The organism is Klebsiella michiganensis (assembly GCA_000963575.1).
In the GTDB taxonomy this organism is placed as follows: domain Bacteria; phylum Pseudomonadota; class Gammaproteobacteria; order Enterobacterales; family Enterobacteriaceae; genus Cedecea; species Cedecea michiganensis_A.
Map to the genome: position 1 here is coordinate 4,735,728 of CP011077.1, position 26,659 is coordinate 4,762,386.

18 protein-coding genes are annotated in these 26,659 nt (G+C 56.0%); 11 read left to right on the forward strand and 7 right to left on the reverse strand.

All coding sequences use genetic code 11. The features are described from left to right. Positions 1-85: 85 nt before the first annotated feature. Positions 86-1,705, forward strand: a complete 1,620-nt coding sequence (locus VW41_22070) for a phosphoenolpyruvate carboxykinase (GenBank protein ID AJZ91514.1) — start codon at positions 86-88, stop codon at positions 1,703-1,705. Between the two features lie 63 nt (positions 1,706-1,768). Here VW41_22070 and envZ read toward each other — a convergent pair whose 3' ends face one another. Then, entirely contained in the window at positions 1,769-3,118 is a 1,350-nt protein-coding gene (gene envZ, locus VW41_22075; protein ID AJZ91515.1) for an osmolarity sensor protein, read from the reverse strand. Next, on the reverse strand, positions 3,115-3,834 hold the full coding sequence (ompR, locus tag VW41_22080) for an osmolarity response regulator (GenBank protein AJZ91516.1): 720 nt from the start codon (positions 3,832-3,834) through the stop codon (positions 3,115-3,117). The genes envZ and ompR overlap by 4 nt, the downstream gene beginning before the upstream one ends. Positions 3,835-4,072: 238 nt before the next feature. Between ompR and greB the strand changes: the two genes are divergently transcribed. From greB to VW41_22105, 5 genes are all read left to right on the forward strand, one after another. Then, entirely contained in the window at positions 4,073-4,552 is a 480-nt protein-coding gene (gene greB / locus VW41_22085) for a transcription elongation factor GreB (protein AJZ91517.1), read from the forward strand. 111 nt (positions 4,553-4,663) lie between these two features. Beyond that, entirely contained in the window at positions 4,664-6,997 is a 2,334-nt protein-coding gene (locus VW41_22090; protein AJZ91518.1) for a transcription accessory protein, read from the forward strand. A 448-nt stretch (positions 6,998-7,445) separates the two neighbouring features. After that, positions 7,446-7,670, forward strand: coding sequence for a ferrous iron transporter A (gene feoA, locus VW41_22095; GenBank protein ID AJZ91519.1), 225 nt, complete (start codon positions 7,446-7,448; stop codon positions 7,668-7,670). A 51-nt stretch (positions 7,671-7,721) separates the two neighbouring features. Beyond that, positions 7,722-10,040: a ferrous iron transporter B gene (gene feoB / locus VW41_22100; GenBank protein AJZ91520.1), complete on the forward strand. Its 2,319-nt coding sequence runs from the start codon at positions 7,722-7,724 to the stop codon at positions 10,038-10,040. Positions 10,041-10,048: 8 nt separating this feature from the next. Continuing rightward, entirely contained in the window at positions 10,049-10,285 is a 237-nt protein-coding gene (locus tag VW41_22105) for a ferrous iron transporter C (GenBank protein AJZ91521.1), read from the forward strand. Between the two features lie 45 nt (positions 10,286-10,330). On the opposite strand, the gene VW41_22110 is transcribed toward VW41_22105, so the two are convergent. After that, the gene (locus VW41_22110) at positions 10,331-11,104 is read right to left on the reverse strand and encodes a carboxylesterase (GenBank protein ID AJZ91522.1); all 774 of its coding nucleotides are present in this window, start codon (positions 11,102-11,104) and stop codon (positions 10,331-10,333) included. Positions 11,105-11,883: 779 nt separating this feature from the next. Here VW41_22110 and VW41_22115 point away from each other — a divergent pair. Then, complete coding sequence (locus VW41_22115) at positions 11,884-12,459, forward strand: Fe/S biogenesis protein NfuA (protein ID AJZ91523.1); 576 nt, start codon at positions 11,884-11,886, stop codon at positions 12,457-12,459. Positions 12,460-12,580: 121 nt separating this feature from the next. Here VW41_22115 and malQ read toward each other — a convergent pair whose 3' ends face one another. Beyond that, positions 12,581-14,659: a 4-alpha-glucanotransferase gene (gene malQ, locus VW41_22120; protein ID AJZ91524.1), complete on the reverse strand. Its 2,079-nt coding sequence runs from the start codon at positions 14,657-14,659 to the stop codon at positions 12,581-12,583. 9 nt (positions 14,660-14,668) lie between these two features. After that, positions 14,669-17,071 carry a maltose phosphorylase gene (locus VW41_22125; GenBank protein AJZ91525.1) on the reverse strand — a complete coding sequence of 801 codons (2,403 nt, stop codon included), beginning with the start codon at positions 17,069-17,071 and terminating at the stop codon, positions 14,669-14,671. Between the two features lie 420 nt (positions 17,072-17,491). Here VW41_22125 and VW41_22130 point away from each other — a divergent pair, with 420 nt between their 5' ends. Continuing rightward, positions 17,492-20,197, forward strand: a complete 2,706-nt coding sequence (locus VW41_22130) for a transcriptional regulator MalT (GenBank protein AJZ91526.1) — start codon at positions 17,492-17,494, stop codon at positions 20,195-20,197. A gap of 140 nt (positions 20,198-20,337) precedes the next feature. Here VW41_22130 and glpD read toward each other — a convergent pair whose 3' ends face one another. Continuing rightward, positions 20,338-21,846, reverse strand: a complete 1,509-nt coding sequence (glpD, locus tag VW41_22135) for a glycerol-3-phosphate dehydrogenase (GenBank protein ID AJZ91527.1) — start codon at positions 21,844-21,846, stop codon at positions 20,338-20,340. A 195-nt stretch (positions 21,847-22,041) separates the two neighbouring features. Here glpD and glpE point away from each other — a divergent pair, with 195 nt between their 5' ends. From glpE to VW41_22150, 3 genes are all read left to right on the forward strand, one after another. Continuing rightward, positions 22,042-22,368, forward strand: a complete 327-nt coding sequence (glpE, locus tag VW41_22140; GenBank protein ID AJZ91528.1) for a thiosulfate sulfurtransferase — start codon at positions 22,042-22,044, stop codon at positions 22,366-22,368. A 138-nt stretch (positions 22,369-22,506) separates the two neighbouring features. Next, entirely contained in the window at positions 22,507-23,328 is an 822-nt protein-coding gene (locus tag VW41_22145; protein AJZ91529.1) for an intramembrane serine protease GlpG, read from the forward strand. A gap of 17 nt (positions 23,329-23,345) precedes the next feature. Then, positions 23,346-24,104, forward strand: a complete 759-nt coding sequence (locus tag VW41_22150) for a transcriptional regulator (GenBank protein AJZ91530.1) — start codon at positions 23,346-23,348, stop codon at positions 24,102-24,104. 107 nt (positions 24,105-24,211) lie between these two features. On the opposite strand, the gene VW41_22155 is transcribed toward VW41_22150, so the two are convergent. After that, positions 24,212-26,659, reverse strand: coding sequence for a maltodextrin phosphorylase (locus tag VW41_22155; protein ID AJZ91531.1), 2,448 nt, complete (start codon positions 26,657-26,659; stop codon positions 24,212-24,214).

Here is a 26,659-nt window from a genome sequence, read left to right on the forward strand (position 1 = left end):
GTAAATTTATGATAGTGGTCGCGGTTAACACCCCCTAAACAACCCTACAATATTCGGCAGTATAAATTGGCTAAGGAGCAGTGAAATGCGAGTTAAAGGCATAACCCCGCAAGATCTCAAGGCTTATGGCATTCATGACGTCAGCGAAGTCGTCTATAACCCCGATTACGACACCCTTTATCGCGAAGAGCTCGACCCTAACCTGCAGGGTTTTGAGCGCGGTGTGGTCACTAACTTAGGCGCCGTTTCCGTAGATACCGGGATCTTCACCGGCCGCTCTCCAAAAGATAAATACATCGTCCGCGATGACACCACCCGCGACACATTATGGTGGGCAGACAACGGTAAAGGCAAAAACGATAACAAACCGCTTTCCGAAGAGACCTGGCACCAGCTTAAAGGGCTCGTCACCCATCAGCTATCAGGCAAGCGCCTGTTTATCATCGACGCATTCTGCGGTGCTAACGCCGATACCCGCCTGTCGGTGCGTTTTATCACCGAGGTTGCCTGGCAGGCCCACTTCGTAAAAAACATGTTCATTCGCCCTACGGACGAAGAGCTGCAGACGTTTGAGCCCGATTTTGTGGTGATGAATGGGGCTAAATGTACCAATCCAGACTGGAAAGAACAGGGCCTGAACTCCGAAAACTTCGTGGCATTTAACCTGACTGAGCGCATGCAGCTTATCGGTGGCACCTGGTACGGCGGTGAAATGAAGAAGGGTATGTTCTCTATCATGAACTACCTGCTGCCGCTGAAAGGCATCGCTTCCATGCATTGCTCGGCAAACGTCGGTGAGAAAGGGGATGTGGCGGTGTTCTTCGGCCTGTCCGGCACCGGTAAAACGACGCTCTCCACCGACCCGAAACGACGCCTGATTGGCGACGATGAGCACGGCTGGGACGACGACGGGGTGTTTAACTTTGAAGGTGGCTGCTACGCCAAAACCATTCGCCTGTCGGAAGAAGCCGAGCCGGATATCTACCACGCTATTCGCCGGGATGCGCTGCTGGAGAACGTCACTGTCCGTGCCGACGGCACAATCGACTTCGACGATGCATCCAAAACGGAAAACACCCGCGTTTCCTACCCGATTTACCACATCGACAACATTGTTAAGCCAGTGTCGAAAGCGGGCCACGCCACCAAAGTTATCTTCCTGACCGCGGACGCCTTCGGCGTGCTGCCGCCGGTTTCCCGCCTGACTGCAAACCAGACTCAGTACCACTTCCTGTCTGGTTTTACCGCCAAACTGGCCGGCACCGAGCGCGGCGTGACTGAGCCGACGCCAACCTTCTCCGCCTGCTTCGGCGCGGCGTTCCTGTCGCTGCACCCAACGCAGTATGCTGAAGTGCTGGTGAAACGCATGCAGGCATCCGGCGCGCAGGCGTACCTGGTGAATACCGGCTGGAACGGCACCGGCAAACGCATCTCGATTAAAGACACCCGCGCGATCATCGATGCCATTCTCGACGGCTCGCTGGACGACGCAGAAACCTTTACGCTGCCGATGTTTAACCTCGCCATTCCAACCTCGCTCGCGGGCGTTGACACCCAAATTCTGGACCCACGCAATACCTACGGGTCTGCGGAGCAGTGGCAGGAAAAAGCAGAGCAACTGGCGAAGCTGTTTGTCGAAAACTTCGAGAAGTACACCGACACCCCTGCTGGTGCGGCCCTGGTCGAAGCCGGTCCGAAGCTGTAGTCCATAAAGCTCAGACAAAAAAACGCCCCTTCAAGGGGCGTTTTTTATGGGGCTAACGATAACTCAGCTTTCTCGATGAGCCACCACCCGGGTTATCGGCAGCGGGAGATAAGCCCTGATACGCAGCCCTCCCCGCTCGCTTTTCCCGAGATCCAACATCCCGTTATGGTTGTCGATGATGCGCTGCACGATGGCCAAGCCCAGCCCGGTACCGCTGGTACTTCGGGCGCTGTCGCCGCGGACAAACGGCTGGAACAGATGCTGAAGCTGGTCAGGCTCAATGCCCGGGCCGTCATCTTCCACCTGGAACCAGGCGCGGTTTAGCTCGCAGCCGCTGCTGACTTTGATCCAGCCATTACCGTAGCGCGCCGCGTTCACCACCATATTGGCCACCGCTCGCTTGATAGACAGCGGGTGGATATTCAGGCGGATTTCACCGGCCTGCAGATCGGTGTCAATCTCGCGCTCGTAGCCGCTTTCTGCCGCAATAACCTCACCGAGTACGCTATTGAGATCCGCCATCTCCAGCGGCATCTCCTGCCCGGTGCGCAGGTAGTCGATAAACTGTTCGATAATCGCATTACACTCTTCGATATCTTTGTTAATCGACTCGGCCAGATAGCCATCCTCCTGCCCCATCATTTCGGTCGCAAGGCGAATACGCGTCAGCGGCGTACGCAGGTCATGACTGACCCCCGCCATCAGCAGAGTGCGGTCGTCGGCCAGCTGTTTCACGCCCGCGGCCATATGGTTAAACGCCCGCGTCACCGATCGCACTTCCGAAGCGCCATATTCGCGCAATGGCGGAGGAATAATACCTTTACCGACCTGCAGCGCGGCGTGCTCCAGGTCGACCAGCGGTCGGTTTTGTATTCGAATAAACAGCCATGCGCCGCCTATCGCCAACAGCATTATCGCCAGCGTATAGCGGAACAGCGGGGAGAAATCACCCTGATGAATTTCAGTCAGCGGAACGCGGACCCAGATATTCGGCGACAGCCAGGTTTTCAGCCAGACAACCGGGGAGCTTTTGTTCACCTCAACGCGCACTTCGGTCGGGCCGCCAAGCTGCTGCGCCATTTGTTGGCTCAGAAACTCGTAGTGCTGCGCCCAGCGCAGACCAGCGTCTTCTGCCGCCTCGTTGGAGTAAAGCGAAATGCCCAGCTCGCGGTAAATCTCACGACGAAACGCAGGCGGCACCACAAGCTGGGTGCCGTCTTCAAGCTGCAGTTTGTCGGTCATTAGCATTCTGACTTCGTACGCCAGCACCTTATTGAACTGCTGCAGGCTCGGCAAAATCGCGAAGTTCAGAACGACAAGATAGGTCGTCACCAGGCTGACGAACAGCAAGGTGACGATCAGCAACAGCGTACGGGCAAACGAGCTTCTGGGTGAGAAGCGAACTCGCCTCATGCCTTAGCGCCGTCCGGGACAAAGACGTAGCCAAGACCCCAAACGGTCTGGATATAACGCGGATGCGCCGGGTCCTCTTCCACCATGCGGCGCAGGCGGGAGATTTGAACGTCAATGGAACGCTCCATCGCGGAGTATTCGCGGCCACGGGCCAGGTTCATCAGTTTATCGCGGGAAAGCGGCTCGCGCGGGTGGCTTACCAGAGCTTTCAGCACGGCAAACTCGCCGCTGGTTAACGGCATTGGCTCGTCTTCGCGGAACATTTCGCGAGTCCCGAGGTTCAGCTTGAACTTACCGAAAGCGATAACCGCTTCTTCCTGGGAAGGCGCACCCGGCAGTTCGTTAGCCTGGCGACGCAGGACCGCACGAATACGGGCCAGCAGTTCACGCGGGTTAAACGGCTTAGGAATATAGTCATCCGCGCCAATTTCCAGGCCGACGATACGGTCAACCTCTTCGCCCTTCGCGGTCACCATGATGATCGGCATAGGGTTACTCTGGCTACGCAGACGACGGCAAATAGAAAGACCATCCTCGCCCGGCAGCATGAGATCCAGCACCATCAGGTGGAAGGATTCACGGGTCAGCAGGCGATCCATTTGTTCGGCGTTAGCGACGCTGCGAACCTGGAAGCCCTGCTCGGTGAGATAACGCTCTAACAGCGCGCGCAGACGCATGTCGTCATCGACCACCAGAATTTTATAGTTCTCTTGCATCGTTTGTACTCCCAAAGGCTCGAACAGTTGAGTGTGTATTCTTAAAAAACTGCGCTAATACAACCAGTCAATTCTGGTATACATTCTAGTCGAAATTGTTACAAAGCATATTAAACAGTCGGTTATCAACGTTTTAAATCAAAATTTGGTGACTTGCTTCCCAAAATGCGCCGGTTGCATTCCTTATTGAGCATCGGTTTAAATCACACTCTGATTTTACAGGCTGTAGGGCAGAAAAATGAAAACGCCGTTAATCACCCGTGAAGGCTATGAAAAGCTCAAAAAAGAGCTGGATTATCTGTGGCGTGAAGAACGCCCTGAAGTGACCAGGAAAGTAACCTGGGCCGCCAGCCTCGGCGATCGCAGCGAAAACGCCGACTATCAGTACAACAAAAAGCGCCTGCGTGAAATTGACCGCCGGGTTCGCTACATCACCAAATCTCTTGAGCGGCTGAAAATCGTCGATTACTCGCCGCAGCAGGAAGGCAAAGTCTTCTTCGGCGCGTGGGTCGAAATCGAAAACGACGACGGCGATCTGCTGCGTTTTCGCATCGTCGGCTACGACGAGATCTTTGGCCGTAAGGATTACATTTCTATTGATTCGCCAATGGCACGAGCGCTGCTTAAAAAAGAAGTGGGCGATTTAGCCGTGGTGCAAACGCCGGCGGGAGAAGCGCAGTGGTACGTCAATGAAATTGAGTACCCTAAACCCGAGTAATGCGCACAGAACTGTCTGAAACCCAATATCGCGGGGTCGGCGGCTGGCATTTTCATGCCCCGATCCGTATAACTGTTTGCTGAATTTTCCGTACTACACAGATGAAAAGCCATGATGAATGATTCGCTTTGCCGCATTATTGCGGGTGAGCTTCAGGCCAGAAACGAACAGGTAGAAGCTGCCGTTCGCCTGCTGGATGAAGGGAATACCGTGCCGTTTATTGCACGTTATCGTAAGGAAGTCACCGGCGGTCTGGATGACACGCAACTGCGTCAACTGGAGACTCGTCTTAGCTACCTGCGCGAACTGGAAGAGCGCCGTCAGGCCATCCTCAAGTCTATTTCAGAGCAGGGTAAACTGAGCGACGAGCTTGCCGGTGCCATCAACGGCACGCTGAGCAAAACCGAACTCGAAGACCTTTACCTGCCGTATAAACCCAAGCGCCGTACCCGCGGGCAAATCGCCATCGAAGCCGGCCTTGAGCCGCTGGCGGATTTGCTCTGGAACGAGCCCTCCCACGATCCGGAGCAGGAAGCCGCCCGCTTTGTGGATGCCGACAAAGGCGTCGCCGACACCAAAGCCGCGCTGGATGGGGCGCGCTATATCCTGATGGAGCGCTTCGCCGAAGATGCCGTGCTGCTGGCGAAAGTTCGCGACTATTTGTGGAAAAATGCGCATCTGGTTTCTGCCGTTGTGAGTGGCAAAGAGGAAGAGGGCGCGAAATTCCGCGACTACTTCACTCACCACGAAGCCATTGCCACCGTCCCTTCCCACCGTGCGCTGGCGATGTTCCGCGGGCGCAACGAAGGTATTTTACAGCTGTCGCTGAATGCCGATCCGCAGTTTGATGAGCCGCCGCGTGAGAGCTACTGCGAACAGTTGATCATGAATCACCTGGATTTGCGGCTGAACAATGCCCCTGCCGATAGCTGGCGCAAGGCCGTGGTGAGCTGGACCTGGCGCATTAAGGTGTTAATGCACCTTGAAACCGAACTGATGGGCACCGTGCGTGAACGCGCCGAAGACGAAGCTATTAACGTTTTCGCCCGCAACCTTCACGATCTGCTGATGGCGGCCCCGGCTGGCCTGCGCGCCACTATGGGCCTCGATCCAGGCCTGCGTACCGGCGTAAAAGTCGCGGTGGTGGACGCCACCGGCAAGCTGGTTGCCACCGATACCATTTACCCGCATACCGGCCAGGCAGCAAAAGCCGCCGTGGCCGTCGCTGCCCTTTGTGAGAAACACAACGTCGAGCTGGTCGCCATCGGCAACGGTACAGCATCCCGTGAAACCGAGCGCTTCTTCCTGGATGTGCAAAAACAGTTCCCGAAAGTCACCGCCCAGAAAGTTATCGTCAGCGAGGCGGGCGCTTCCGTTTACTCTGCATCTGAGCTGGCAGCGCTGGAATTCCCGGATTTGGATGTTTCCATCCGTGGCGCGGTCTCCATTGCCCGCCGTCTACAGGACCCGCTGGCGGAGCTGGTGAAAATCGATCCGAAATCTATCGGCGTGGGCCAGTATCAGCACGATGTCAGCCAGACTCAGCTGGCGAAAAAACTGGATGCGGTAGTCGAAGACTGCGTGAACGCCGTTGGCGTGGATCTGAACACGGCTTCAGTGCCGCTGCTCACCCGAGTGGCAGGCCTGACCCGCATGATGGCACAAAACATCGTCACCTGGCGTGACGAAAATGGCCGCTTCCAGAACCGCCAGCAGTTGCTGAAAGTTAGCCGCCTGGGGCCAAAAGCTTTTGAGCAGTGCGCGGGCTTCCTGCGTATTAACCACGGCGATAACCCGCTGGATGCCTCTACCGTTCACCCGGAAGCTTATCCGGTGGTCGAGCGTATTCTGGCCGCCACTCAGCAAGCGCTGCAGGATCTGATGGGCAACAGCAGCGAACTGCGCGATCTGAAAGCCAGCCAGTTTACCGATGAGCGTTTCGGCGTCCCTACCGTGACGGACATTATCAAAGAGCTGGAAAAACCGGGCCGCGATCCACGTCCTGAGTTTAAAACTGCGCAGTTTGCCGAAGGTGTTGAAACCATGAACGACCTGACGCCGGGCATGGTACTGGAAGGCGCGGTAACCAACGTCACTAACTTTGGCGCATTTGTCGATATCGGCGTGCATCAGGATGGCCTGGTACACATCTCGTCCCTGTCGGACAAGTTCATCGACGACCCTCACAAAGTGGTGAAAGCCGGCGATATCGTGAAGGTCAAAGTCCTGGAAGTTGACCTGCAGCGGAAACGCATCGCCTTAACCATGCGTCTTGACGAGCAGCCTGGCGAAGGTGGCAGCCGCCGTGGAAATGGCAGCAATGCACCACGCGAGCAAAAAGGCAGGCCAGCCGCGCAGCAAAAACCGCGCGGGCGCGAGAACGCCGGCGGTGGGAACAGCGCGATGATGGATGCACTGGCAGCCGCAATGGGCAAAAAGCGTTAATTGTTTGACCTCTCCCTTCGGGGAGAGGCTTTATTTCTTAAACGGCCCATAAAAGAAGAAAAATAGCTTACTCTTGATCTAAATCAATTTTCAATATTTACCCCTTCGTGAAACCAGAAATTATCACCCCTGTAACATCAGCAATAGCGAAATAACATTCCCTGCTCACTCAGTGAAAACAATTTCTATATTTTTCATTAAATTAAGAATACACACTCTTTAAATCTCTAATATTACCTCCGCTAAAGCGGCCGGAAAAATAAGTATTTTGGTTAAATTCACTAAGAAAAATAAATATTGCCGACAGTAACCATTCTCATTATCATTGCATTGAACAATATTTCTTCTCTTCTTCCGAACGCTTAATTCGTTTTATTACGCGCAGAGTCCGTAAATAAAACGATCATTCAGTCAGCGTCAATGCAGAGCCCAGCTCTAAGTAGGTCTTATGCAATTCATACCGAATAGCGCGTGGAAAATTACCGGCTTCGCCAGTGAAATCAGTCCGGCTTACCGCCAAAAATTATTGTCTCTCGGCATGTTGCCAGGTTCCTCATTCAACGTCGTCCGCGTGGCGCCTCTGGGCGATCCTATTCATATCGAAACACGCCGCGTAAGCCTGGTGCTGCGCAAGAAAGATCTCGCGCTGGTAAATATCGAAGCCGTTGCGTAACGGTGGGGTGCGCCCGCGCTTTTTGCACATTCAACGAAGTTCACGAATAAAATGAAAAACTTAACCATAGGTTTAATCGGCAACCCTAACTCGGGTAAAACCACGTTATTTAATCAGCTGACGGGTGCTCGTCAACGCGTGGGGAACTGGGCAGGCGTCACCGTAGAACGCAAAGAAGGTCAGTTTTCCACTCTTGAGCACCAGGTGACGCTGGTTGATTTACCCGGCACCTACTCACTCACCACCATTTCGTCGCAAACTTCGCTTGATGAGCAAATCGCCTGTCACTACATCCTGAGCGGCGATGCCGATTTGTTAATCAACGTCGTGGATGCTTCTAACCTTGAGCGTAACCTCTATCTGACGCTACAGCTGCTTGAGCTGGGCATCCCGTGCGTAGTGGCTCTGAACATGCTGGACATCGCTGAGAAGCAGGCCATCCGCATTGACATCGACGCGCTGGCCGCCCGCCTTGGCTGCCCTGTCGTGCCGCTGGTGTCTACTCGTGGACGCGGTATTGAAAGCCTGAAGCTCGCCATTGACCGCAAGCAGCCCACCGAGAAAAACGAGCTGGTGCACTACCCGCAGGTTTTACTGCAAGAGGCAAAAAACCTGGCCGAGGATATGCCGCCGGAAATGCCGGTGACACAGCGTAATTGGCTGGCGCTGCAGATGCTGGAAGGAGATATCTACAGCCTCGCTTATGCCGGCAATGCCACAGATAAACTTGACGCGGCCCGCACTCGCCTGGCGGAGGCCGTTGACGACCCCGCCCTGCTGATTGCAGATGCCCGTTATCAAAGCATCGCTTCCATTTGCGACGCGGTCAGCAATAGCCTGACGGCCGAGCCAAACCGACTGACAGTAGCGATGGATAAAATCATCCTCAATCGTTATCTCGGCCTGCCGATCTTCATGCTGGTGATGTACCTGATGTTCCTGTTGGCGATTAACATTGGCGGCGCGCTGCAGCCTATTTTTGATGGCGGTTCGGTGGCGATATTCATTCACGGCATCCAGTGGCTCGGTTATACGCTGCACTTCCCGGAATGGCTGACGATTTTCCTGGCTCAGGGCATCGGCGGCGGGATCAACACCGTGCTGCCGCTGGTGCCGCAAATCGGCATGATGTACCTGTTCCTGTCGTTCCTGGAAGACTCAGGCTATATGGCTCGCGCGGCCTTTGTGATGGATCGCCTGATGCAGTCGCTGGGGCTGCCCGGTAAATCATTCGTACCGCTGATTGTCGGCTTCGGCTGCAACGTGCCTTCGGTCATGGGCGCCCGAACCCTTGATGCCCCGCGAGAAAGGCTGATGACCATCATGATGGCGCCATTTATGTCCTGCGGCGCACGCCTGGCGATTTTCGCGGTGTTTGCCGCCGCATTCTTCGGCCAGCAGGGCGCGCTGGTGGTGTTCTCGCTTTATATTCTCGGCATCGTGATGGCTATTCTTACCGGTTTGATGCTGAAGCACACTATCATGCGCGGCGAAGCCTCGCCGTTCGTAATGGAGCTGCCGGTTTATCACGTCCCTCACCTTAAGAGCCTGATCCTGCAAACCTGGCAGCGTCTGAAAGGCTTTGTGCTTCGCGCCGGTAAGGTCATCGTGATCGTCAGTATTTTCATCGGCGCCCTGAACAGCTTCTCCTTTAGCGGCAAGCCGGTAGATAGTATTAACGATTCCGCCCTTGCCTCCGTCAGCCGCGTGTTAACCCCTCTGCTTAAGCCGATTGGCGTCCACGACGACAACTGGCAGGCCACAGTCGGGCTATTTACCGGCGCGATGGCCAAAGAAGTGGTCGTCGGCACGCTGAATACCCTCTATACCGCCGAAGATATCCATAACGAAGAGTTTGATGCCGCCAGCTTCAACCTGCTTGGTGAGCTGGGCGATGCCGCCGATGAAACCTGGCAGGGGCTAAAAAACACCTTCAGCCTGAGTGTCCTGGCGAACCCCATTGAGGCCAGCAAAGGCGACGGAGAAATGTCCTCAGGGCCTATGGGCGTGATGAGCACAAAATTCGGCAGCGAAGCCGCCGCCTACAGCTATCTGATTTTCGTTCTTCTCTATATTCCGTGCATCTCGGTGATGGGGGCCATCGCCCGTGAATCGAGCCGGGGCTGGATGACATTTTCCGTGCTTTGGGGGCTGAACATCGCCTATTCGCTCTCTACGCTTTACTACCAAAGCGTCACCTTTAGCGAGCATCCTCAGTTCAGCCTGGTCTGCATTCTGGCGGTGGTGTTGTTCAACGTACTGCTGCTGGGCGGCCTGCGCCGGGCAAGAAGCCGCGTGGATGTATCGCTGCTGGCCACCAGAAAAACGCCGTCGTCCTGCTGCCAGAGCAGCGCCGGCGACTGCCACTAGGAGCGATGATGGCAAGCCTGATTGATATCCGTAACGCCCTGGCGCTCCAGGGCCGCCTCGAAGCGAAGCAGATCAGCCAGCAGCTTGCCACGCCTCTGCCGCTGGTCGACGCCATGCTTGACCGCATGGAAGCCATGGGCAAAGCCATACGCATCAGCGAAGACCCGAGCAGCTGCCTGACGGGAAGCTGCAAAAGTTGCCCGGAAGGAAAACGCTGTTCCCGAGAGCTGTGGGCACTGCGTTAAGTTAAGACGAAAGGCGGGCTATCCCGCCTTTTTACTGCCCGTCCGCTAACGAAGTTGTTGCTCCCACGCCAGCAGAGCCTTGCAGAATTCAGCCGGATGAGAGATAAACGGCGCGTGGGCGGCCTTGTCGAAGATAACCGAGCTGGACTGCGGCCACAGGGCGTCCAACAGGGGAACCACTTTGCGTGGCACCAGGCCATCCAGTCGGCCATACAGACGTAAATGTGGTACTGCAGATGCCGCAAGACTCGTGCGCAGATCGGCGGTTCTCAGGATCTCAAGCCCTCCATTAAGCACGGCAACGTCCGGCATCGGTTGCTCCAGCACAACGGATTTCAGCAGGCGAGCATCCTGCCGCGCCGTTTCCGTCCCCATGGTTTGCAGCGCCAGAAAGCGCTCTACGGTACGCTGAAAGTCTTCGCTTAGCTGCTGCTGGAACCCGGCCAGCACGTCCGGTTTAATGCCCGGCCAGTTTTCTGTGGCGGTAAAACAGGGTGAGGAAGCCACCGTCACCAGCGCCTTAACACGCTCAGGCCAGGCGAGCGCTATCTGACTTGCCACCAGCCCGCCGAGGCTCCAGCCAAGCCAGAGGGCGCGCTCGGGAGCTTTCGCCAGCACAATGTCGGCCATTTGCTCCAGCGTCAGTGCACCAAACCCCTTACTCCGGCCATACCCCGGCAGGTCGACCAGATGAAGCCGAAATTGCGAGCCGAGTTCTGATTCTATGTTGTGCCAGACTTCCGCATTCAGCCCCCATCCGTGCAGCAGCACAAGATCGTTCTTTCCTTCACCTTTTGTTTGCCACCACAGCTCACTCATCAGTTACCGTTCTCATTTTCATCAGCAAGGAGAACGCTATGCTAGCAATCCCTGGCCGCTGTTGGCTATGCCAGTTACCGCTTGCCTGCCCTGCATGGGGCATTTGCTCATGCTGCACCGCCTCATTGCTTCGGCCCCTGGCCTGCTGTTTGCAGTGTGGTTTACCGGCTTTGAGCGGTCATTTACCCTGCGGGCGCTGCCTGCAGCGAATGCCTGAGTGGGACGCCATCGCCTATGTGACAGACTACCTGCCGCCGCTAAGCACGCTGATTCATCACCTGAAATTTACCGGTACACCTTCACTCGCCCCGGCCCTGGCCCGCCTTTTGCTGCTGCGTATCCAGGCGACCAGGCGAGAGGGAAAGCTTCATTTGCCCGATGCTATTTTGAGTGTGCCGCTGCACCACACCCGTGCGTGGCGGCGCGGCTATAACCAAAGCGCACTAATTGCTACTCCGCTATCTCGCTGGCTGGGTCGGGAGTATTATCCCCTGCAATCAAACGCATACGTTCCTCTCCGGCCCAGCACACGCTGACGGCAAAGGAGCGAAAGAGGAATTTGAAAGGCATCTTTAGGGTTGAAATTCCTGTCGCGGGTCGCCATATGGCGATTGTGGATGATGTCGTGACGACGGGTAGTACTGTTGCGGAGATAGCGCGATTGCTGAAAAGGCAGGGCGCGGCGACTGTCCAGGTATGGTGCCTGTGTCGAACCTTGTAGACCCTCGACGATGGGCGTATTATAACCGACTAAAATAGTCAACTATTGAGCAATCGTTATGATCCGTATTTCCGATGCTGCACAATCCCACTTTGCCAAGCTGCTGGCAAATCAGGAAGAAGGGACGCAAATCCGCGTATTCGTAATCAATCCTGGCACCCCGAATGCGGAGTGTGGTGTGTCTTATTGTCCGCCGGATGCGGTTGAAGCGACCGACACGGCGCTGCCGTTCGAGCAGTTAACGGCTTATGTTGATGAGCTGAGCGCACCTTATCTGGAAGATGCCGAAATCGACTTCGTCACCGACCAGTTGGGCTCCCAGCTGACGCTGAAAGCCCCTAACGCAAAAATGCGCAAGGTTTCTGACGACGCACCGCTGATGGAGCGCGTTGAGTATATGCTGCAGGCAACCGTTAACCCACAGCTGGCGGGCCACGGTGGTCGCGTCACGCTGATGGAAATTACCGACGAAGGCTTCGCCGTCCTACAGTTTGGCGGCGGCTGTAACGGTTGTTCTATGGTGGATGTGACGCTGAAAGAAGGGATCGAGAAACAGCTTCTGGCTGAGTTCCCTGAGCTGAAAGGCGTGCGTGACCTGACCGAGCACCAGCGCGGTGAGCACTCTTACTACTAATTAGATAACCCCCTCACCCCGGCCCTCTCCCCAAGGGGAGAGGGAGGAAAGATATCTCGCGGATTTCACCGTTCTGTTCCCTCTCCCTTCCAGGGAGAGGGTTAGGGAGAGGGTCGTCACATCACATCTTCTTACGCCGCTTATCCAAATCCTTCAGCAGCTTGTTCACGCGTTCGTCAGCAAACATCGCTTCCAGCGAGTGCGTTAGCTTCCGGCGCCAGTTTTTATACTGATCGCTGGTGCCCGGAATATTCACCGGCTCGGCCATATCCAGCCAGTCCTCCGGCTGCAGCCCGAGCAGCGCGCTATGGCTGTCGGCGATATAACGCTGCATTCCACGGTTGAGCGTGTCGGTCATCGTCATTAACGCTGCCTTATGCCCCGCCCGCTTCGGCAAGCAGCCATACTTATGCAGCCCGTCCAGCAATCCCTGTTTAGCCCTCTCACGGTCTTCATACAGCCCCGCCAGCACCTCTTCGTCAGGATAAAGTCCCAGCGCTTTGCCCAGCGTTAAATCGCCGCTGTTCCAGTAACCGCGCAGCGTGGGCAGGTCGTGCGTTGTGGCGACCGCCATCGACTGCGTTGGCCATGTGGCCGGGGCCCTGAATTGCTTCTCACCGTCGTGCTCGAAGTACAGCACTTTGTAAGAGTAAACGCCGCTGTCGCGAAGCTTGCCGACAATTTCAACCGGCACTGTGCCCAGATCCTCACCAATCACCATGCAGCGGTGACGCTGGCTTTCCAGAGCCAGAATCGAAAGCAGATCGTCCACCGGGTACTGCACATAGGCACCCTTATCCGCCGTCTCGCCATAAGGGATCCACCACAGCCGCAGCATCGACATAACATGGTCGATACGCAGGGCGCCGCAGTGGGTCATATTCGCACGCAGTAGCTCAATAAACGGCTGATAGCCGCGAGCGACCATGACGTGGGGATCCATCGGCGGCAGCCCCCAGTTTTGGCCTAATGGGCCGAGAATATCCGGCGGCGCGCCAACGGAGGCTTTCAGGCAATAAAGCTCACGGTCACACCAGGTCTCGGATCCGCCCTCCGCCACCCCCACCGCCAGGTCGCGATAAAGGCCAATCGGCATACCGTCATGCTGGCTGGCATCCCAGCAGGCCTTAAACTGACGCCAGGCGAGATACTGCAGCCAAAGCCAGAAGTTAACCTCCTCGCGGTGTTGCTCGCAGAACTGCTTCACTTCCGGGCTATGGGCGTCGCGATAGCCTTCCGGCCATACCGGCCAGCCCCAGCGCATAGGATCTTCGTCAACCTGGCTGGCATGAAGCGCATCATAGGCGGCCTGGTAGAACAGCCCCTCCCCGCCCTCCGCAACGAACCGGTCAAAGGCGACAACCTGTTCATCGCTGACTTTACGCAGTGAGAACTGCTGCCAGGCTAAACGCAGCCCCGCAACTTTAAGAGCCGTAACGGCGGAATAATCCACCCACTCGGCATCTCTCGCGTTCTGAAGCTGTTTCTGCACGGTAGATTTTTTCCACCACGCCTGCGCCGCTTTGCTGTTTTGGAAATCTTCCACCGCGTTGACATCGATATAGATGACATTCAACCAGCGGCGTGACGAAGGGCTGTACGGGCTGGCGCTTTCCGGGTTAGCCGGATAGAGCGAATGAATCGGGTTGAGGCCGATAAACGCCCCGCCCCGCTTCGCCACATCCCCCAGCATCCGCTTCAGGTCGCCAAAGTCGCCAATGCCCCAGTTAGCCTCCGAGCGCAGCGTGTAAAGCTGTACACACGCGCCCCACAGTTTTTTACCCTGCAGTAAGGCGTCCGGCTCATAGCAACGCGGTGGGGCGATGATAATCCGGCTCGTCCAGCTCTGCTTTTGCCGGCTTACCACCAGCGAGTGATAGCCCTCCGGTAACTTCGTCGGCAGCGATAATTTCTTGCCGCCGGAGACTTGCCCGTGGTGGGTATCGCCTGCTTCAGTCGTCAGCACCCAGCTAAATTCACCCTCACCATCAAGCGTCAACTGCATCCGCTGCCCGGCGGTGAAAACCAGAACCGCAGGTACAGGATCAGCCGACTCCTTTGGCACGGCGGTGCGGTTCATGGCCTCGAGCAGACGCTGTTTTGTCTCCGCAGGAATAGCCTGCGGTTTGCCGTGGGCGTTGATGTAGTTCGGGCCGATCCCCGCCGCCAGAGCGGCGCTATCAAGACGTTTACTCTCCATGCCGTTCCCTTAGCGTTTTGCCTGCCAAATACGTTGCTGGTAATCGCGGATCGAGCGATCGGAGCTGAACATGCCACAGCGGGCGCTGTTCAAAATCGCCGCGCGCGTCCAGGCTTCCTGGTCGAGATAAAGCGTGTCGGCAAGCTTCTGCGCTTCGGCATAGGCGGTAAAGTCCGCCATCAGCAGATAAGGATCGCCGCCCTCTTTGCCGATGCTGTGCAGCATCTGGTCAAAGGCGTGTTTATCTCCTGCGCTGTATTTGCCCTGTTCCAGCTCTTTGAGAATGGCATCCAGCACTTTATCTTTTTTGCGCCATTTCACCGGATCGTAGCCTTTGGCTTTCAGGGCCTTAACCTGCTCAACGGTGTGGCCGAAAATAAAGATATTCTCTTCACCCACCTTCTCTGCGATTTCGACGTTGGCACCGTCCAGCGTTCCCACCGTCAGCGCGCCGTTCAGCGCCAGCTTCATGTTACCGGTGCCGGACGCTTCTTTACCCGCGGTCGAAATCTGTTCAGAAATATCTGCCGCCGGGATCATTATCTCCGCCGCAGATACGCAGTAATCCGGCAGGAACACGACCTTCAGTTTGTCGCCTACCAGCGGATCGTTGTTGATCGCCTCGGCCACCTTGTTGATCGCAAAGATAATATTTTTGGCCAGGTAATAACCCGGTGCTGCTTTCGCGCCAAACAGGTAAACGCGCGGCACGCGGTCTGCTTTCGGGTTCTCGCGGATCTCTTTGTACTGCGCCAGGATATGCAGCAGGTTCAGGTGCTGACGTTTGTATTCGTGCAGACGTTTGATTTGCACATCGAACAGCGCATCCGGGCTAATCACAATCCCGGTGCGAGCTTTCACAAAGGCCGCCAGCTTCACCTTGTTCTGGTATTTTATCTCGCGCCAGGTCTGGCGGAATTTGGCGTTCCCGGCGTGCTTTTCCAGCCCTTCCAGCACGTCGAGGTTGTTCGCCCACTCTTGCTTCAGCGTCTTGTCGAACAACGCGGCAAGCGCCGGGTTGCACTGTTTGATCCAGCGGCGCGGCGTAATACCGTTCGTGACGTTATGGAATTTGTTCGGCCACAGCTGGTGGTATTCCGGGAACAGATCTTTAACTACCAGCTCAGAGTGCAGCGCAGCAACGCCGTTCACCGCAAAGCCTCCCACCACGCACAGGTTTGCCATACGTACCTGTTTGCTATGTACCACGGCAAGCTTCGCCCAGACGGTGTCGTCACCGGGCCAGGTTTTATCGACCAGCAGCTTAAAACGCTTGTTGATCTCAGTGATGATTTGCATATGGCGCGGCAGCAGCGCTTTCACCAGTTTCTCGTCCCAGCACTCCAGAGCTTCAGGCATCAGGGTATGGTTAGTGTAGGCGAACGTCCGGCTGGTGATAGCCCATGCGTCGTCCCAGCTCAGCTGATGCTCGTCAATCAGCACGCGAAGCAGCTCAGGGATCGCAATGGTTGGGTGGGTATCGTTCAGTTGAATGACTTCGTAATCCGGCAGTTCTGCAAGTTTGCGGCCTGCCAAATGATGGCGGCGCAGAATGTCAGCCACCGAACAGGCGCACTGGAAATACTGCTGCATCAGGCGCAGCTTTTTGCCGTTCAGGTGATTATCATTCGGGTAGAGCACCTTGGTAAGCTTTTCAGCGTCAATGCCCTGCTGCTCGGCCTTAAGGAATTCGCCATCATTAAATTTCGTTAGATCAAACGGATGGGCGTGCTTTGCCTGCCACAGGCGCAGCGGCTGCGCCACGCCGTTTCGGTAGCCCAGCACCGGTAAGTCCCATGCTTCGCCATGGAAAACAAAGGCCGGTTCCCAGCGCGAATGCTTGCCACTCTTCACCACTTTTCCACCAATGCCCACCTGCACATCCAGAGCACTGTTGTGTTGGAACCAAGGGTAGCTCCCGCGCTGCCAGTCGTCCGGGGCTTCCATCTGCTTGCCGTCCTTAAAGGACTGGCGGAACAGGCCGTACTGATAGTTCAGGCCATAGCCGATAGCCGATTGTCCGACCGTGGCCATTGAGTCCAGGAAACAGGCCGCGAGTCTACCCAACCCGCCGTTGCCTAATGCCGGGTCTGTCTCTTCTTCCAGTAAATCGGTGAGGTTAATCTGATAGCCCCGCAGCACATCGCTCACCTCAGTGAACCAGCCCAGGTTAAGCAGGTTATTCCCCGTCAGGCGACCAATCAGAAACTCCATTGAGATGTAATTTACGTGGCGCTGTTTGGTCTCGGGTTTTACCGCCGGCCGAGCCGCTAATAGCTCAGCCAGGGCGCCGCTGACTGCCTGCCACCACTGGTGCTGGGTCATTTCGCTGGCATCATGAAGGCCGTAACGCTGCCACTGGCGCGTCAGAGCGGACTGGAACTGTTCTTTACTGAAGATCGGCTGTGACATAGGAAATCGGTCCTGTAATGTTCGAAAATCATTACCCGTTAGTGTGCCGGGCAGCCTTGAGGACTTCCTCATCCCGGCGCGGATTAGGCGGGGAGGAGTAGCGAGGATGAGCGAAAAATGTGATCTCTGCCACTCTGCGAGACGATGTAACAGGTTTCAGTCGCGCCGGAGCAAGGAGTGAACAATCGTATTCATGAAAAAATGGAACTGTGACAGGGTGCAACTTACCGAGCACAGAAAGTTCAACAACCTTGCAATAAAGGACATTCTGGCCGACTTTATCCGTAAGCATTAATTACGAAGCGTAAAAAAAATCGCATCCTTGAACATTTCCCTCCATGATTTCTTCTGCAGTGCGGTAAGACCGCCTTGCGGCGCGGAATACGTCGGGGAAATTTATACACAGTGAAGTGATCAACTATGTTAATCCCATCCAAATTAAGTCGTCCTGTTCGGCTGGAAAACACTGTGGTTCGCGACCGCCTGTTGGTGAAGCTTTCGACTGCCGCCAACTATCGCTTAGCGCTGATCGCCAGCCCTGCCGGTTATGGTAAAACTACCCTGGTCTCGCAGTGGGCGGCCGGGCGAAAAGAGCTGGGCTGGTACTCCCTTGACGAAGGGGATAACCAGCAGGAGCGCTTTGCCAGTTACCTGATAGCTGCCGTGCAGCACGCTACCGGCGGCCACTGTGTCAGTAGCGAAATCATGGCGCAAAAGCGGCAATATGCCAGCCTGTCTTCGCTCTTTTCCCAACTTTTCATTGAGCTGGCGGGATGGGATAAACCGCTATATCTGGTCATTGATGATTACCACCTGATCGCCAACCCGGTGATCCACGAAGCCATGCGCTTTTTCATTCGCCACCAGCCGGAAAACCTGACGCTGGTGATTCTGTCGCGTAACTTACCGCAGCTTGGTATTGCCAACCTTCGCGTACGCGATCAGCTGCTGGAAATCGGTAGTCAGCAGCTCGCCTTTACGCATCAGGAAGCCAAGCAATTCTTCGATAACCGCCTGGCAACGCCGATTGAGCATGCGGACAGCAGTCGCCTGTGCGATGACGTTGCGGGCTGGGTCACTGCGCTACAGTTGATTGCCTTATCCGCACGTCAGAGCAATACGCCCGCTCAGCATTCTGCGCGCCGCCTGTCCGGCATTAACGCCAGCCATCTTTCAGATTATTTGGTGGATGAAGTCCTGAATAACGTTGACGCCGACACCCGCAACTTCCTGCTGCGAAGTTCCATTCTGCGCTCAATGAATGACACGCTGATAAGCCAGGTGACAGGCGAAGAAAACGGCCAGATGCGCCTGGAAGAGGTCGAACGCCAGGGCTTGTTCCTGCAGCGCATGGATGATTCCGGCGAATGGTTCTGCTTCCACCCACTTTTTGGCAGCTTCCTTCGTCAGCGCTGCCAGTGGGAACTGGCCGCAGAGCTGCCGGATATTCATCGGGCGGCCGCTGAAAGCTGGATGGCGCAAGGCTTCCCAAGCGAGGCCATTCACCACGCGCTGGCTGCAGGGGACGCCAATATGCTGCGCGACATTCTGCTCGGCCACGCATGGGCACTGTTTAATCACAGCGAGCTAACGCTGCTGGAAGAGTCGCTGAAGGCGCTGCCGTGGGAAAGCCTGCTGGAAAACCCTAAACTTGTGCTGCTGCAGGCCTGGCTGATGCAAAGCCAGCACCGCTACGGCGAAGTGAACACTCTGCTCGCGCGCGCCGAGCAGGAAATGAATTTAGTTATCGACGACACGCTGCACGGTGAATTTAATGCCCTGAGAGCCCAGGTTGCCATCAACGCAGGCGATCCCGCGGAAGCCGAGCGCCTGGCAATGGTGGCGCTGGAAATGCTGCCGTTGGCCAATTTTTATAGCCGCATCGTAGCCACTTCGGTGCACGGCGAAGTGCTGCACTGCAAAGGCGACCTGACAAAGTCGCTTTCCGTTATGCAGCAGACAGAGCAAATGGCCCGCCGCCACGATGTCTGGCACTACGCGCTGTGGAGCCTGATTCAGCAAAGCGAAATTCTGCTCGCCCAGGGCTTCTTACAGGCCGCCTGGGAAACCCAGGAAAAAGCCTTTGTGCTTATCCGCGAACAGCACCTTGAACAGCTGCCGCTGCATGAGTTTTTACAGCGTATCCGCGCGCAGCTGCTTTGGGCATGGGCCCGGCTGGATGAAGCCGAAGCGGCAGCCCGCAGCGGGATGGAGGTGCTTTCCAGCTTCCAGCCGCAGCAACAGTTACAGTGTCTGGCGCTGCTGGTGCAATGCTCTCTGGCGCGCGGTGACCTGGATAATGCTCGTAATCACCTTAACCGCCTTGAAAATTTGCTTGGGAACGGTCCCTGGCACAGTGACTGGGTCTCCAACGCCGACAAGGTGCGGGTGATCTACTGGCAAATGATTGGCGATAAAAAGTCGGCGGCCAACTGGCTACGCCAGACGCCGAAGCCTGAATTTGCCAATAACCACTTCCTGCAAAGCCAGTGGCGTAACATCGCCCGCGTACAAATCCTGCTGGGCGAGTACGAGCCGGCGGAAATGGTGCTGGAAGAGCTAAACGAAAACGCCCGCAGCCTGCGTCTGATGAGCGACCTTAACCGCAACCTGCTGCTGCTCAACCAGCTTTACTGGCAGGCGGGGAGAAAAAGTGACGCGCAGCGCGTGTTGCTGGAAGCCCTGGCGCTGGCAAACCGCACCGGGTTTATCAGCCACTTTGTGATTGAAGGGGAAGCGATGGCGCAGCAGCTGCGCCAGCTTATCCAGCTCAATACGCTGCCGGAGCTGGATCAGCACCGAGCTCAGCGCATCCTGCGTGAGATAAACCAGCATCATCGCCATAAGTTTGCGCACTTTGACGAAAGCTTTGTGAACCGTCTGCTCAATCATCCGGAAGTGCCGGAGCTTATCCGCACCAGCCCGCTGACGCAGCGAGAATGGCAGGTGTTGGGGCTGATTTATTCCGGCTACAGCAATGAGCAGATCGCTGGTGAGCTGGACGTCGCCGCCACCACCATCAAAACGCATATCCGCAATCTTTACCAGAAACTGGGCGTGGCGCACCGTCAGGACGCGGTACAGCATGCGCAGAAATTACTGAAGATGATGGGGTATGGGGTTTAGCTGCCCAGGCACCCTCTCCCCACAGGGGGCGAGGGAGGAACGGCCGATGGGGAATATGGTTTCTTCCCTCTCCCAGGAAGGGAGAGGGTGAGGATAAATCAAGCCGGCAAACCTATATCAACAAATGCGTTCAAGGTAATTTAAGAAGCCAGCGACAATCCCGCTTTAGCCGCCTGCTTTACCAGCCACTGCGCCACCCGCGCCTGCTGCTCTTCATCCAGCCACATGCCCAGCTTGGTGCGGCGCCACAGCGCATCTTCCGCGCATCTGACCCACTCATGCTCAACCAGGTAGCGAAGCTCGGCTTCATAGAACTCATGGCCAAAATCTTCCCCTAGATCGCTCAGGCTTTTGGCCTCCCCCAGCACCAGCTCGCTGTTGCTGCCGTAGGTACGCGCCAGGTGGCGGGCAAGACTTTCGGTCAGGAAACCGTAACGACGGCGCAGTTTGGCCGCATAATCATCGCGATCGCCACCGATATCACCGCCGGGCAGACGACACTCTTTGGTCCATGCCGGGCCGATGTTCGGGTAGTAACGCTCCAGCTTATCCAGCGCATGTTCGGCCAGCTTACGGTAGGTCGTCAGCTTACCGCCGAAGACCGACAGCAGAGGTGCCTGGCCATTTTCGTCATGAATATCCAGGGTGTAATCGCGGGTCACTGCCTGCGGAGAGTCAGACTCGTCGTCACACAGCGGACGCACACCTGAATAGGTCCAGACGATATCGTCTTTGGTCAGCGTCTTTTTGAAATGTGCGTTGTAAACGTTCAGCAGATAGCTGACTTCTTTGTCGTCGATCTGCACCGCTTTCGGGTCGCCGTGGTATTCCACGTCTGTGGTACCGATGATGGAGAACTCATCCATCCACGGGATCACGAACACAATACGCTTATCTTCGTTTTGCAGAATGTAGGCCTGCTTCTGGGTATGTACGCGAGGCACCACAATGTGGCTACCTTTGATCAGGCGGATACCGTAAGGCGACGGCAGGTGCAGCCCTTCGTCAAAGAAGGTTTTCACCCACGGGCCGGTGGCGTTCACCAGGCCTTTCGCGCGCCAGGTAAAGGTTTCGCCGGTATCAATATCCTGTGCTTCGACGATCCACAGCCCGTTTTCACGCGTGGCTTTAGTGGCGCGAGTGCGGGTTTTCACTTCTCCGCCCTTGCGGGTCACCATTTGGGCGTTGGCCAGCACCAGGCGAGCATCATCCACCCAGCAGTCAGAATATTCGAAACCGCGCACGATCTCAGGCTTCAGCACTGAGTCTGCGCCAAAACGCAAACCGGTAGAGGCCGGCAAACTGGTGCGTTTCCCCAGATGATCGTACATAAACAAGCCAGTTCGAATCATCCATGCCGGGCGAAGGTGCGGCCGGTGCGGCAAACGAAAACGCATCGGGAAAGCAATGTGCGGTGCCATTTTCAACAGCACTTCACGTTCAGCCAGCGCCTCACTCACCAGGCGAAATTCATAATGTTCCAGGTAGCGCAGGCCGCCGTGAATCAGCTTAGAGCTGGCGGAAGAGGTAGCACAGGCCAGATCCTGCCCCTCCAGCATCAACACGGATAACCCGCGGCCAGCGGCATCCGCCGCAATACCGGCGCCGTTGATTCCACCGCCAATAACAATCAGATCTTTGGTTTCCATGTTGCCCTCACGCACTTTCGTTAAAGCTCAAAAATGTTCGATATCGCTCATGATAGCAAGTGTTCGTCCGCTTTGGTAACGAAATAAAAACATTTCTACGTGATATGGATAACATATTGGCGTTAATATCAGCGCCAGCGGGGCGCGATGCCTTAACATGCCCCTTGTTTCCTTTCTTTCTCGACGAGTAAAACCATGGATCAATTTGAATGTATTGGTGTGGAAGAAGCACACCAGAAACTCCAGCAACAGCAGGCGGTATTGGTGGATATTCGCGATCCGCAGAGCTTTGCCATGGGACACACGCCGGGGGCTTACCACCTCACCAACGACACGCTGGTGAACTTTATGCAACAAACCGACTTCGACACGCCGGTGATGGTGATGTGCTACCACGGCAATAGCAGCAAAGGCGCTGCCCAATATTTGCTACAGCAAGGCTATGACCAGGTTTACAGCATCGATGGCGGTTTTGACGCCTGGCACCGCCATTTCCCGGCTGAAGTCGCTCACGACGCGTAAAGTTCAGCCCTTATTGCTCCCTGCAGGTATACTGCTGCCTTAATAAAAGCTTTACCCTGAATAATTTGAGTCGCAGGAAGACGATGCTCCTCCGGCTCGAAGTATGACGGGTAAATAGACGAAGTTGGTTAAACTTTCATGATCATGATTACCTCTTTCGCCAACCCGCGCGTGGCGCAGGCTTTTGTCGACTACATGGCAACTCAGGGCGTTGTTCTTACCGTTCAGCAGCATACGCAAAGCGATGTCTGGCTGGCCGATGAAAGCCAGGTGCAATATGTTCGCGCCGAGCTGGAAAAGTTCGTCGCGAACCCTGACGACCCGCGCTACCAGGCCGCCAGCTGGAGTACCGGCCACAGCGGCGTGGGTTTCAGCTATAAACGCTATCCGTTTTTCGCCACCATCAAAGAGCGCGCCGGCCCGCTGACGCTTATCGTCATCGGCGTGTGCATCGCGCTGTTTGTCCTGCTCAATATCGCGGGTTTCGGCCCGGTGATCTCCGTGCTCGGCTGGCCACTTGTGCCCGAGCAGCGCTTTGAGTTTTGGCGTTATTTCACGCACGGATTACTGCATTTCTCCTTGCTGCATATCCTCTTTAACCTACTATGGTGGTGGTATTTAGGCGGCGCGCTGGAAAAACGCCTCGGCACCGGCAAACTGCTGACGCTGACGCTTATTTCCACCCTGTTGAGCGGTTTTATGCAGGCGAAATTTACCGGCCCGCTGTTTGGCGGCCTGTCAGGCACGGTCTTTGCGCTGATGGGTTATGTCTGGCTGCGCGGAGAGCGCGATCCCGAAAGCGGCATTCAGATGCAGCGCGGGCTCCTGGCGTTTGCGGTGATTTGGTTAGTTATTGAGGTATTTACTCAGTCATCTGTCATTCCAGCACACTTGACCGGCATGCTGGTCGGGCTGGCGATGGCGCTGGTAGATACCCTGAATGCGCGAAAACGAACATAACAATGCTGGAGTAGCTTGTGAAGCAGACACAACGTCATGACGCGATTATTGAGCTGGTTAAGCAGCAGGGATACGTCAGTACCGAAGAGTTGGTGGAACAGTTTGCCGTCAGCCCGCAAACCATCCGCCGGGATTTAAATGACCTGGCCGATCAGAACATGATTCTGCGCCACCACGGCGGGGCGGCCCTGCCTTCCAGCTCGGTTAACACCCCGTGGCACGACCGAAAAGCAACGCAAACCGCGGAAAAAGAGCGTATTGCGCAGAAGGTTGCCAGCCAAATACCGAACGGCGCTACGCTGTTTATCGACATCGGCACTACGCCAGAGGCAGTGGCACATGCGCTGCTTAATCACAGCAATCTGCGCATTGTGACCAACAATCTCAACGTGGCGAACACGCTGATGGCGAAAGAAGATTTCCGTATCATCCTGGCCGGCGGTAAGCTGCGCAGCCGCGATGGCGGCATTATCGGAGAGGCCACGCTGGACTTTATTTCCCAGTTCCGCCTCGATTTTGGCATTCTCGGTATCAGCGGCATCGACAGCGATGGCTCGCTGCTTGAGTTCGACTATCACGAGGTTCGCACCAAACGCGCGATTATCGAAAACTCTCGCAGCGTGCTGTTGGTAGTAGACCATTCGAAATTTGGCCGCAATGCGATGGTGAATCTGGGCAGTATTAGCCTGGTGGATACCGTGTACACCGACGTGGTACCGCCGGCGGGTGTAATGCAGGTGATCAAAGAGAATAACGTGCAGCTGGAGCTGTGCTGAGTTTTACCCTCACCCCGGCCCTCTCCCTAAAAGGGAGAGGGGGGAAAGGTATACTGCCGTTCTGATCCCCTCTCCCCCGTGGGGAGAGGGTTAGGGTGAGGGGCAAACTACAATCTCACTGGCTTAATATGCCAAATCTCGTCGGCGTACTCCTGAATCGTCCTGTCGGACGAGAAATAGCCCATGTTAGCGATATTATGCATGGTGCGGATGGTCCACTCCTCCGGCTGCCGGTAAACCTCATCCACCTTGTCCTGGCAGTCCACATAACTGCGGTAATCCGCCAGCACCTGATAGTGATCGCCAAAATTAATTAGCGAATCGACTAAGTCCCGATAACGCCCCGGCTCTCCGGGGCTGAATGCCCCCGTCGCGATTTGCGTCAGCACCTGGCGTAGCTCTTCATCCTTCTCGTAATACTCCCGAGGGTTGTAGCCCTTACTGCGGAGCGCCTCCACCTCTTCTGCGGTATTGCCAAAAATAAAGATGTTGTCCTTGCCGACGTGATCGAGCATTTCAACGTTGGCGCCATCCAGCGTGCCGATAGTCAGCGCCCCGTTCAGGGCAAACTTCATGTTACTGGTGCCGGAAGCCTCGGTTCCCGCCAGCGATATTTGCTCCGAGAGATCGGCTGCCGGGATAATCAGCTGGGCGAGACTGACGCTGTAGTTAGGGATAAACACTACTTTCAGCTTATCTTTGACCAGCGGATCGTTGTTGATCACCTCCGCGACGTCGTTGATGAGATGAATAATATGCTTCGCCATGTAGTAGGCCGACGCCGCTTTACCGGCAAAAATATTCACGCGGGGCACCCACTCCGCCTCCGGATCGGCCTTGATGCGGTTATAGCGGGCGATCACATGCAGTACGTTCATAAGCTGGCGCTTATATTCGTGAATGCGCTTAATCTGCACGTCGAACAAAGCATCCGGGTTCACCACCACGTTGAGCTGCTGCCCGATATACGTCGCCAGCCGTTTTTTATTGGCGAGCTTGGCCTTGCGCACCGCCTGATGCACCGTCGGGTAGTCGATATGCTGCTTCAGGTCGTTCAGCTGGCTTAAGTCGGTCCGCCAGGTCTGCCCGATATTCTCATCCAGTACTTCAGACAACGCAGGGTTCGCCAGCGCGAGCCAGCGACGCGGCGTTACGCCGTTCGTTTTGTTACTAAAACGCATCGGGAAGATACTGGCGTAGTCGGCAAACAGGGATTGCACCATCAGGTTGGAGTGCAGTTCCGACACGCCATTCACCTTGTGGCTGACCACCACCGCGAGCCAGGCCATACGCACGCGCCTGCCGTTGGATTCATCGATAATAGATGCCCTGCCCAGCAGCCCGGTATCGTTCGGGTACTGCTCCTGCAGGGTTTTCAGGAAGTAGTCGTTAATCTCAAAGATTATCTGCAGATGGCGCGGCAGGATCTTGCCGAGCATGTCTACCGGCCAGGTTTCCAGCGCCTCGCTCATCAGCGTGTGGTTGGTGTATGAGAAGACCTGACAGGTCACCTCGAACGCCTCTTCCCATTCAAACTTATGCTCGTCAATCAGCAGCCGCATCAGCTCCGGAATCGACAGTACCGGGTGAGTGTCATTCAGGTGAATCGCAATTTTATCCGCAAGGTTGGCGTAGGTTTTATGCAGCTGATAGTGGCGGCTCAGGATGTCCTGCATGGTGGACGAGACCAGGAAATACTCCTGACGCAGGCGAAGCTCGCGCCCCGAATAGGTGGAGTCATCGGGATAAAGCACGCGGGACACGTTTTCAGAGTGGTTTTTATCTTCCACCGCCGCGAAGTAATCGCCCTGGTTAAACTTACCGAGGTTGATCTCGCTGCTCGCCTGAGCGTTCCACAGCCTTAACGTGTTAGTCGCATCGGTGTCGTAGCCCGGAATAATCTGGTCATAGGCTACCGCGAGGATCTCTTCGGTTTCGACCCAGCGAGCCTTTTTTCCTTCCTGCTGTATACGCCCACCGAAACGCACCTTATAGCGCGTATTGTGGCGCTTAAACTCCCACGGGTTACCGTATTCGAGCCAGTAATCCGGCGACTCTTTTTGGCGGCCATCGACGATATTCTGCTTGAACATCCCGTAGTCGTAGCGAATGCCGTAGCCACGCCCCGGCAGCCCCAGAGTGGCCAGCGAATCGAGGAAACAGGCGGCGAGGCGCCCCAGACCACCGTTGCCAAGGCCGGGGTCGTTCTCCTCATCAATCAACTCTTCCAGGTCCAGCCCCATCTCTTCGAGGGCGTTCTTCACATCTTCATAAATGCCGAGGGAAAGCAGCGCGTTCGACAACGTGCGCCCGATAAGAAACTCCATCGACAGGTAGTAAACCTGACGGACTTCCTGCGAGAGCTGGGCGCGGTTGGAACGCAGCCAGCGCTCCACCAGCCTGTCGCGCACGGCAAAGAGCGTGGCGTTAAGCCACTCGTGTTTATTGGCGATGGCAGGGTCTTTCCCCACCGTAAACATCAGCTTATAGGCAATCGAGTGTTTAAGCGCCTCGACGCTCAGCGTGGGTGATGCATAGGAAAAGGGTGCGTTCAT

Coding starts and splice junctions, on each gene's coding strand:
- VW41_22070 (AJZ91514.1), top strand. CDS start 86: ATGCGAGTTAAAGGCATAACCCCGCAAGATCTCAAGGCTTATGGCATT.
- envZ (AJZ91515.1), bottom strand. CDS start 3,118: ATGAGGCGAGTTCGCTTCTCACCCAGAAGCTCGTTTGCCCGTACGCTG.
- ompR (AJZ91516.1), bottom strand. CDS start 3,834: ATGCAAGAGAACTATAAAATTCTGGTGGTCGATGACGACATGCGTCTG.
- greB (AJZ91517.1), top strand. CDS start 4,073: ATGAAAACGCCGTTAATCACCCGTGAAGGCTATGAAAAGCTCAAAAAA.
- VW41_22090 (AJZ91518.1), top strand. CDS start 4,664: ATGATGAATGATTCGCTTTGCCGCATTATTGCGGGTGAGCTTCAGGCC.
- feoA (AJZ91519.1), top strand. CDS start 7,446: ATGCAATTCATACCGAATAGCGCGTGGAAAATTACCGGCTTCGCCAGT.
- feoB (AJZ91520.1), top strand. CDS start 7,722: ATGAAAAACTTAACCATAGGTTTAATCGGCAACCCTAACTCGGGTAAA.
- VW41_22105 (AJZ91521.1), top strand. CDS start 10,049: ATGGCAAGCCTGATTGATATCCGTAACGCCCTGGCGCTCCAGGGCCGC.
- VW41_22110 (AJZ91522.1), bottom strand. CDS start 11,104: ATGAGTGAGCTGTGGTGGCAAACAAAAGGTGAAGGAAAGAACGATCTT.
- VW41_22115 (AJZ91523.1), top strand. CDS start 11,884: ATGATCCGTATTTCCGATGCTGCACAATCCCACTTTGCCAAGCTGCTG.
- malQ (AJZ91524.1), bottom strand. CDS start 14,659: ATGGAGAGTAAACGTCTTGATAGCGCCGCTCTGGCGGCGGGGATCGGC.
- VW41_22125 (AJZ91525.1), bottom strand. CDS start 17,071: ATGTCACAGCCGATCTTCAGTAAAGAACAGTTCCAGTCCGCTCTGACG.
- VW41_22130 (AJZ91526.1), top strand. CDS start 17,492: ATGTTAATCCCATCCAAATTAAGTCGTCCTGTTCGGCTGGAAAACACT.
- glpD (AJZ91527.1), bottom strand. CDS start 21,846: ATGGAAACCAAAGATCTGATTGTTATTGGCGGTGGAATCAACGGCGCC.
- glpE (AJZ91528.1), top strand. CDS start 22,042: ATGGATCAATTTGAATGTATTGGTGTGGAAGAAGCACACCAGAAACTC.
- VW41_22145 (AJZ91529.1), top strand. CDS start 22,507: ATGATCATGATTACCTCTTTCGCCAACCCGCGCGTGGCGCAGGCTTTT.
- VW41_22155 (AJZ91531.1), bottom strand. CDS start 26,659: ATGAACGCACCCTTTTCCTATGCATCACCCACGCTGAGCGTCGAGGCG.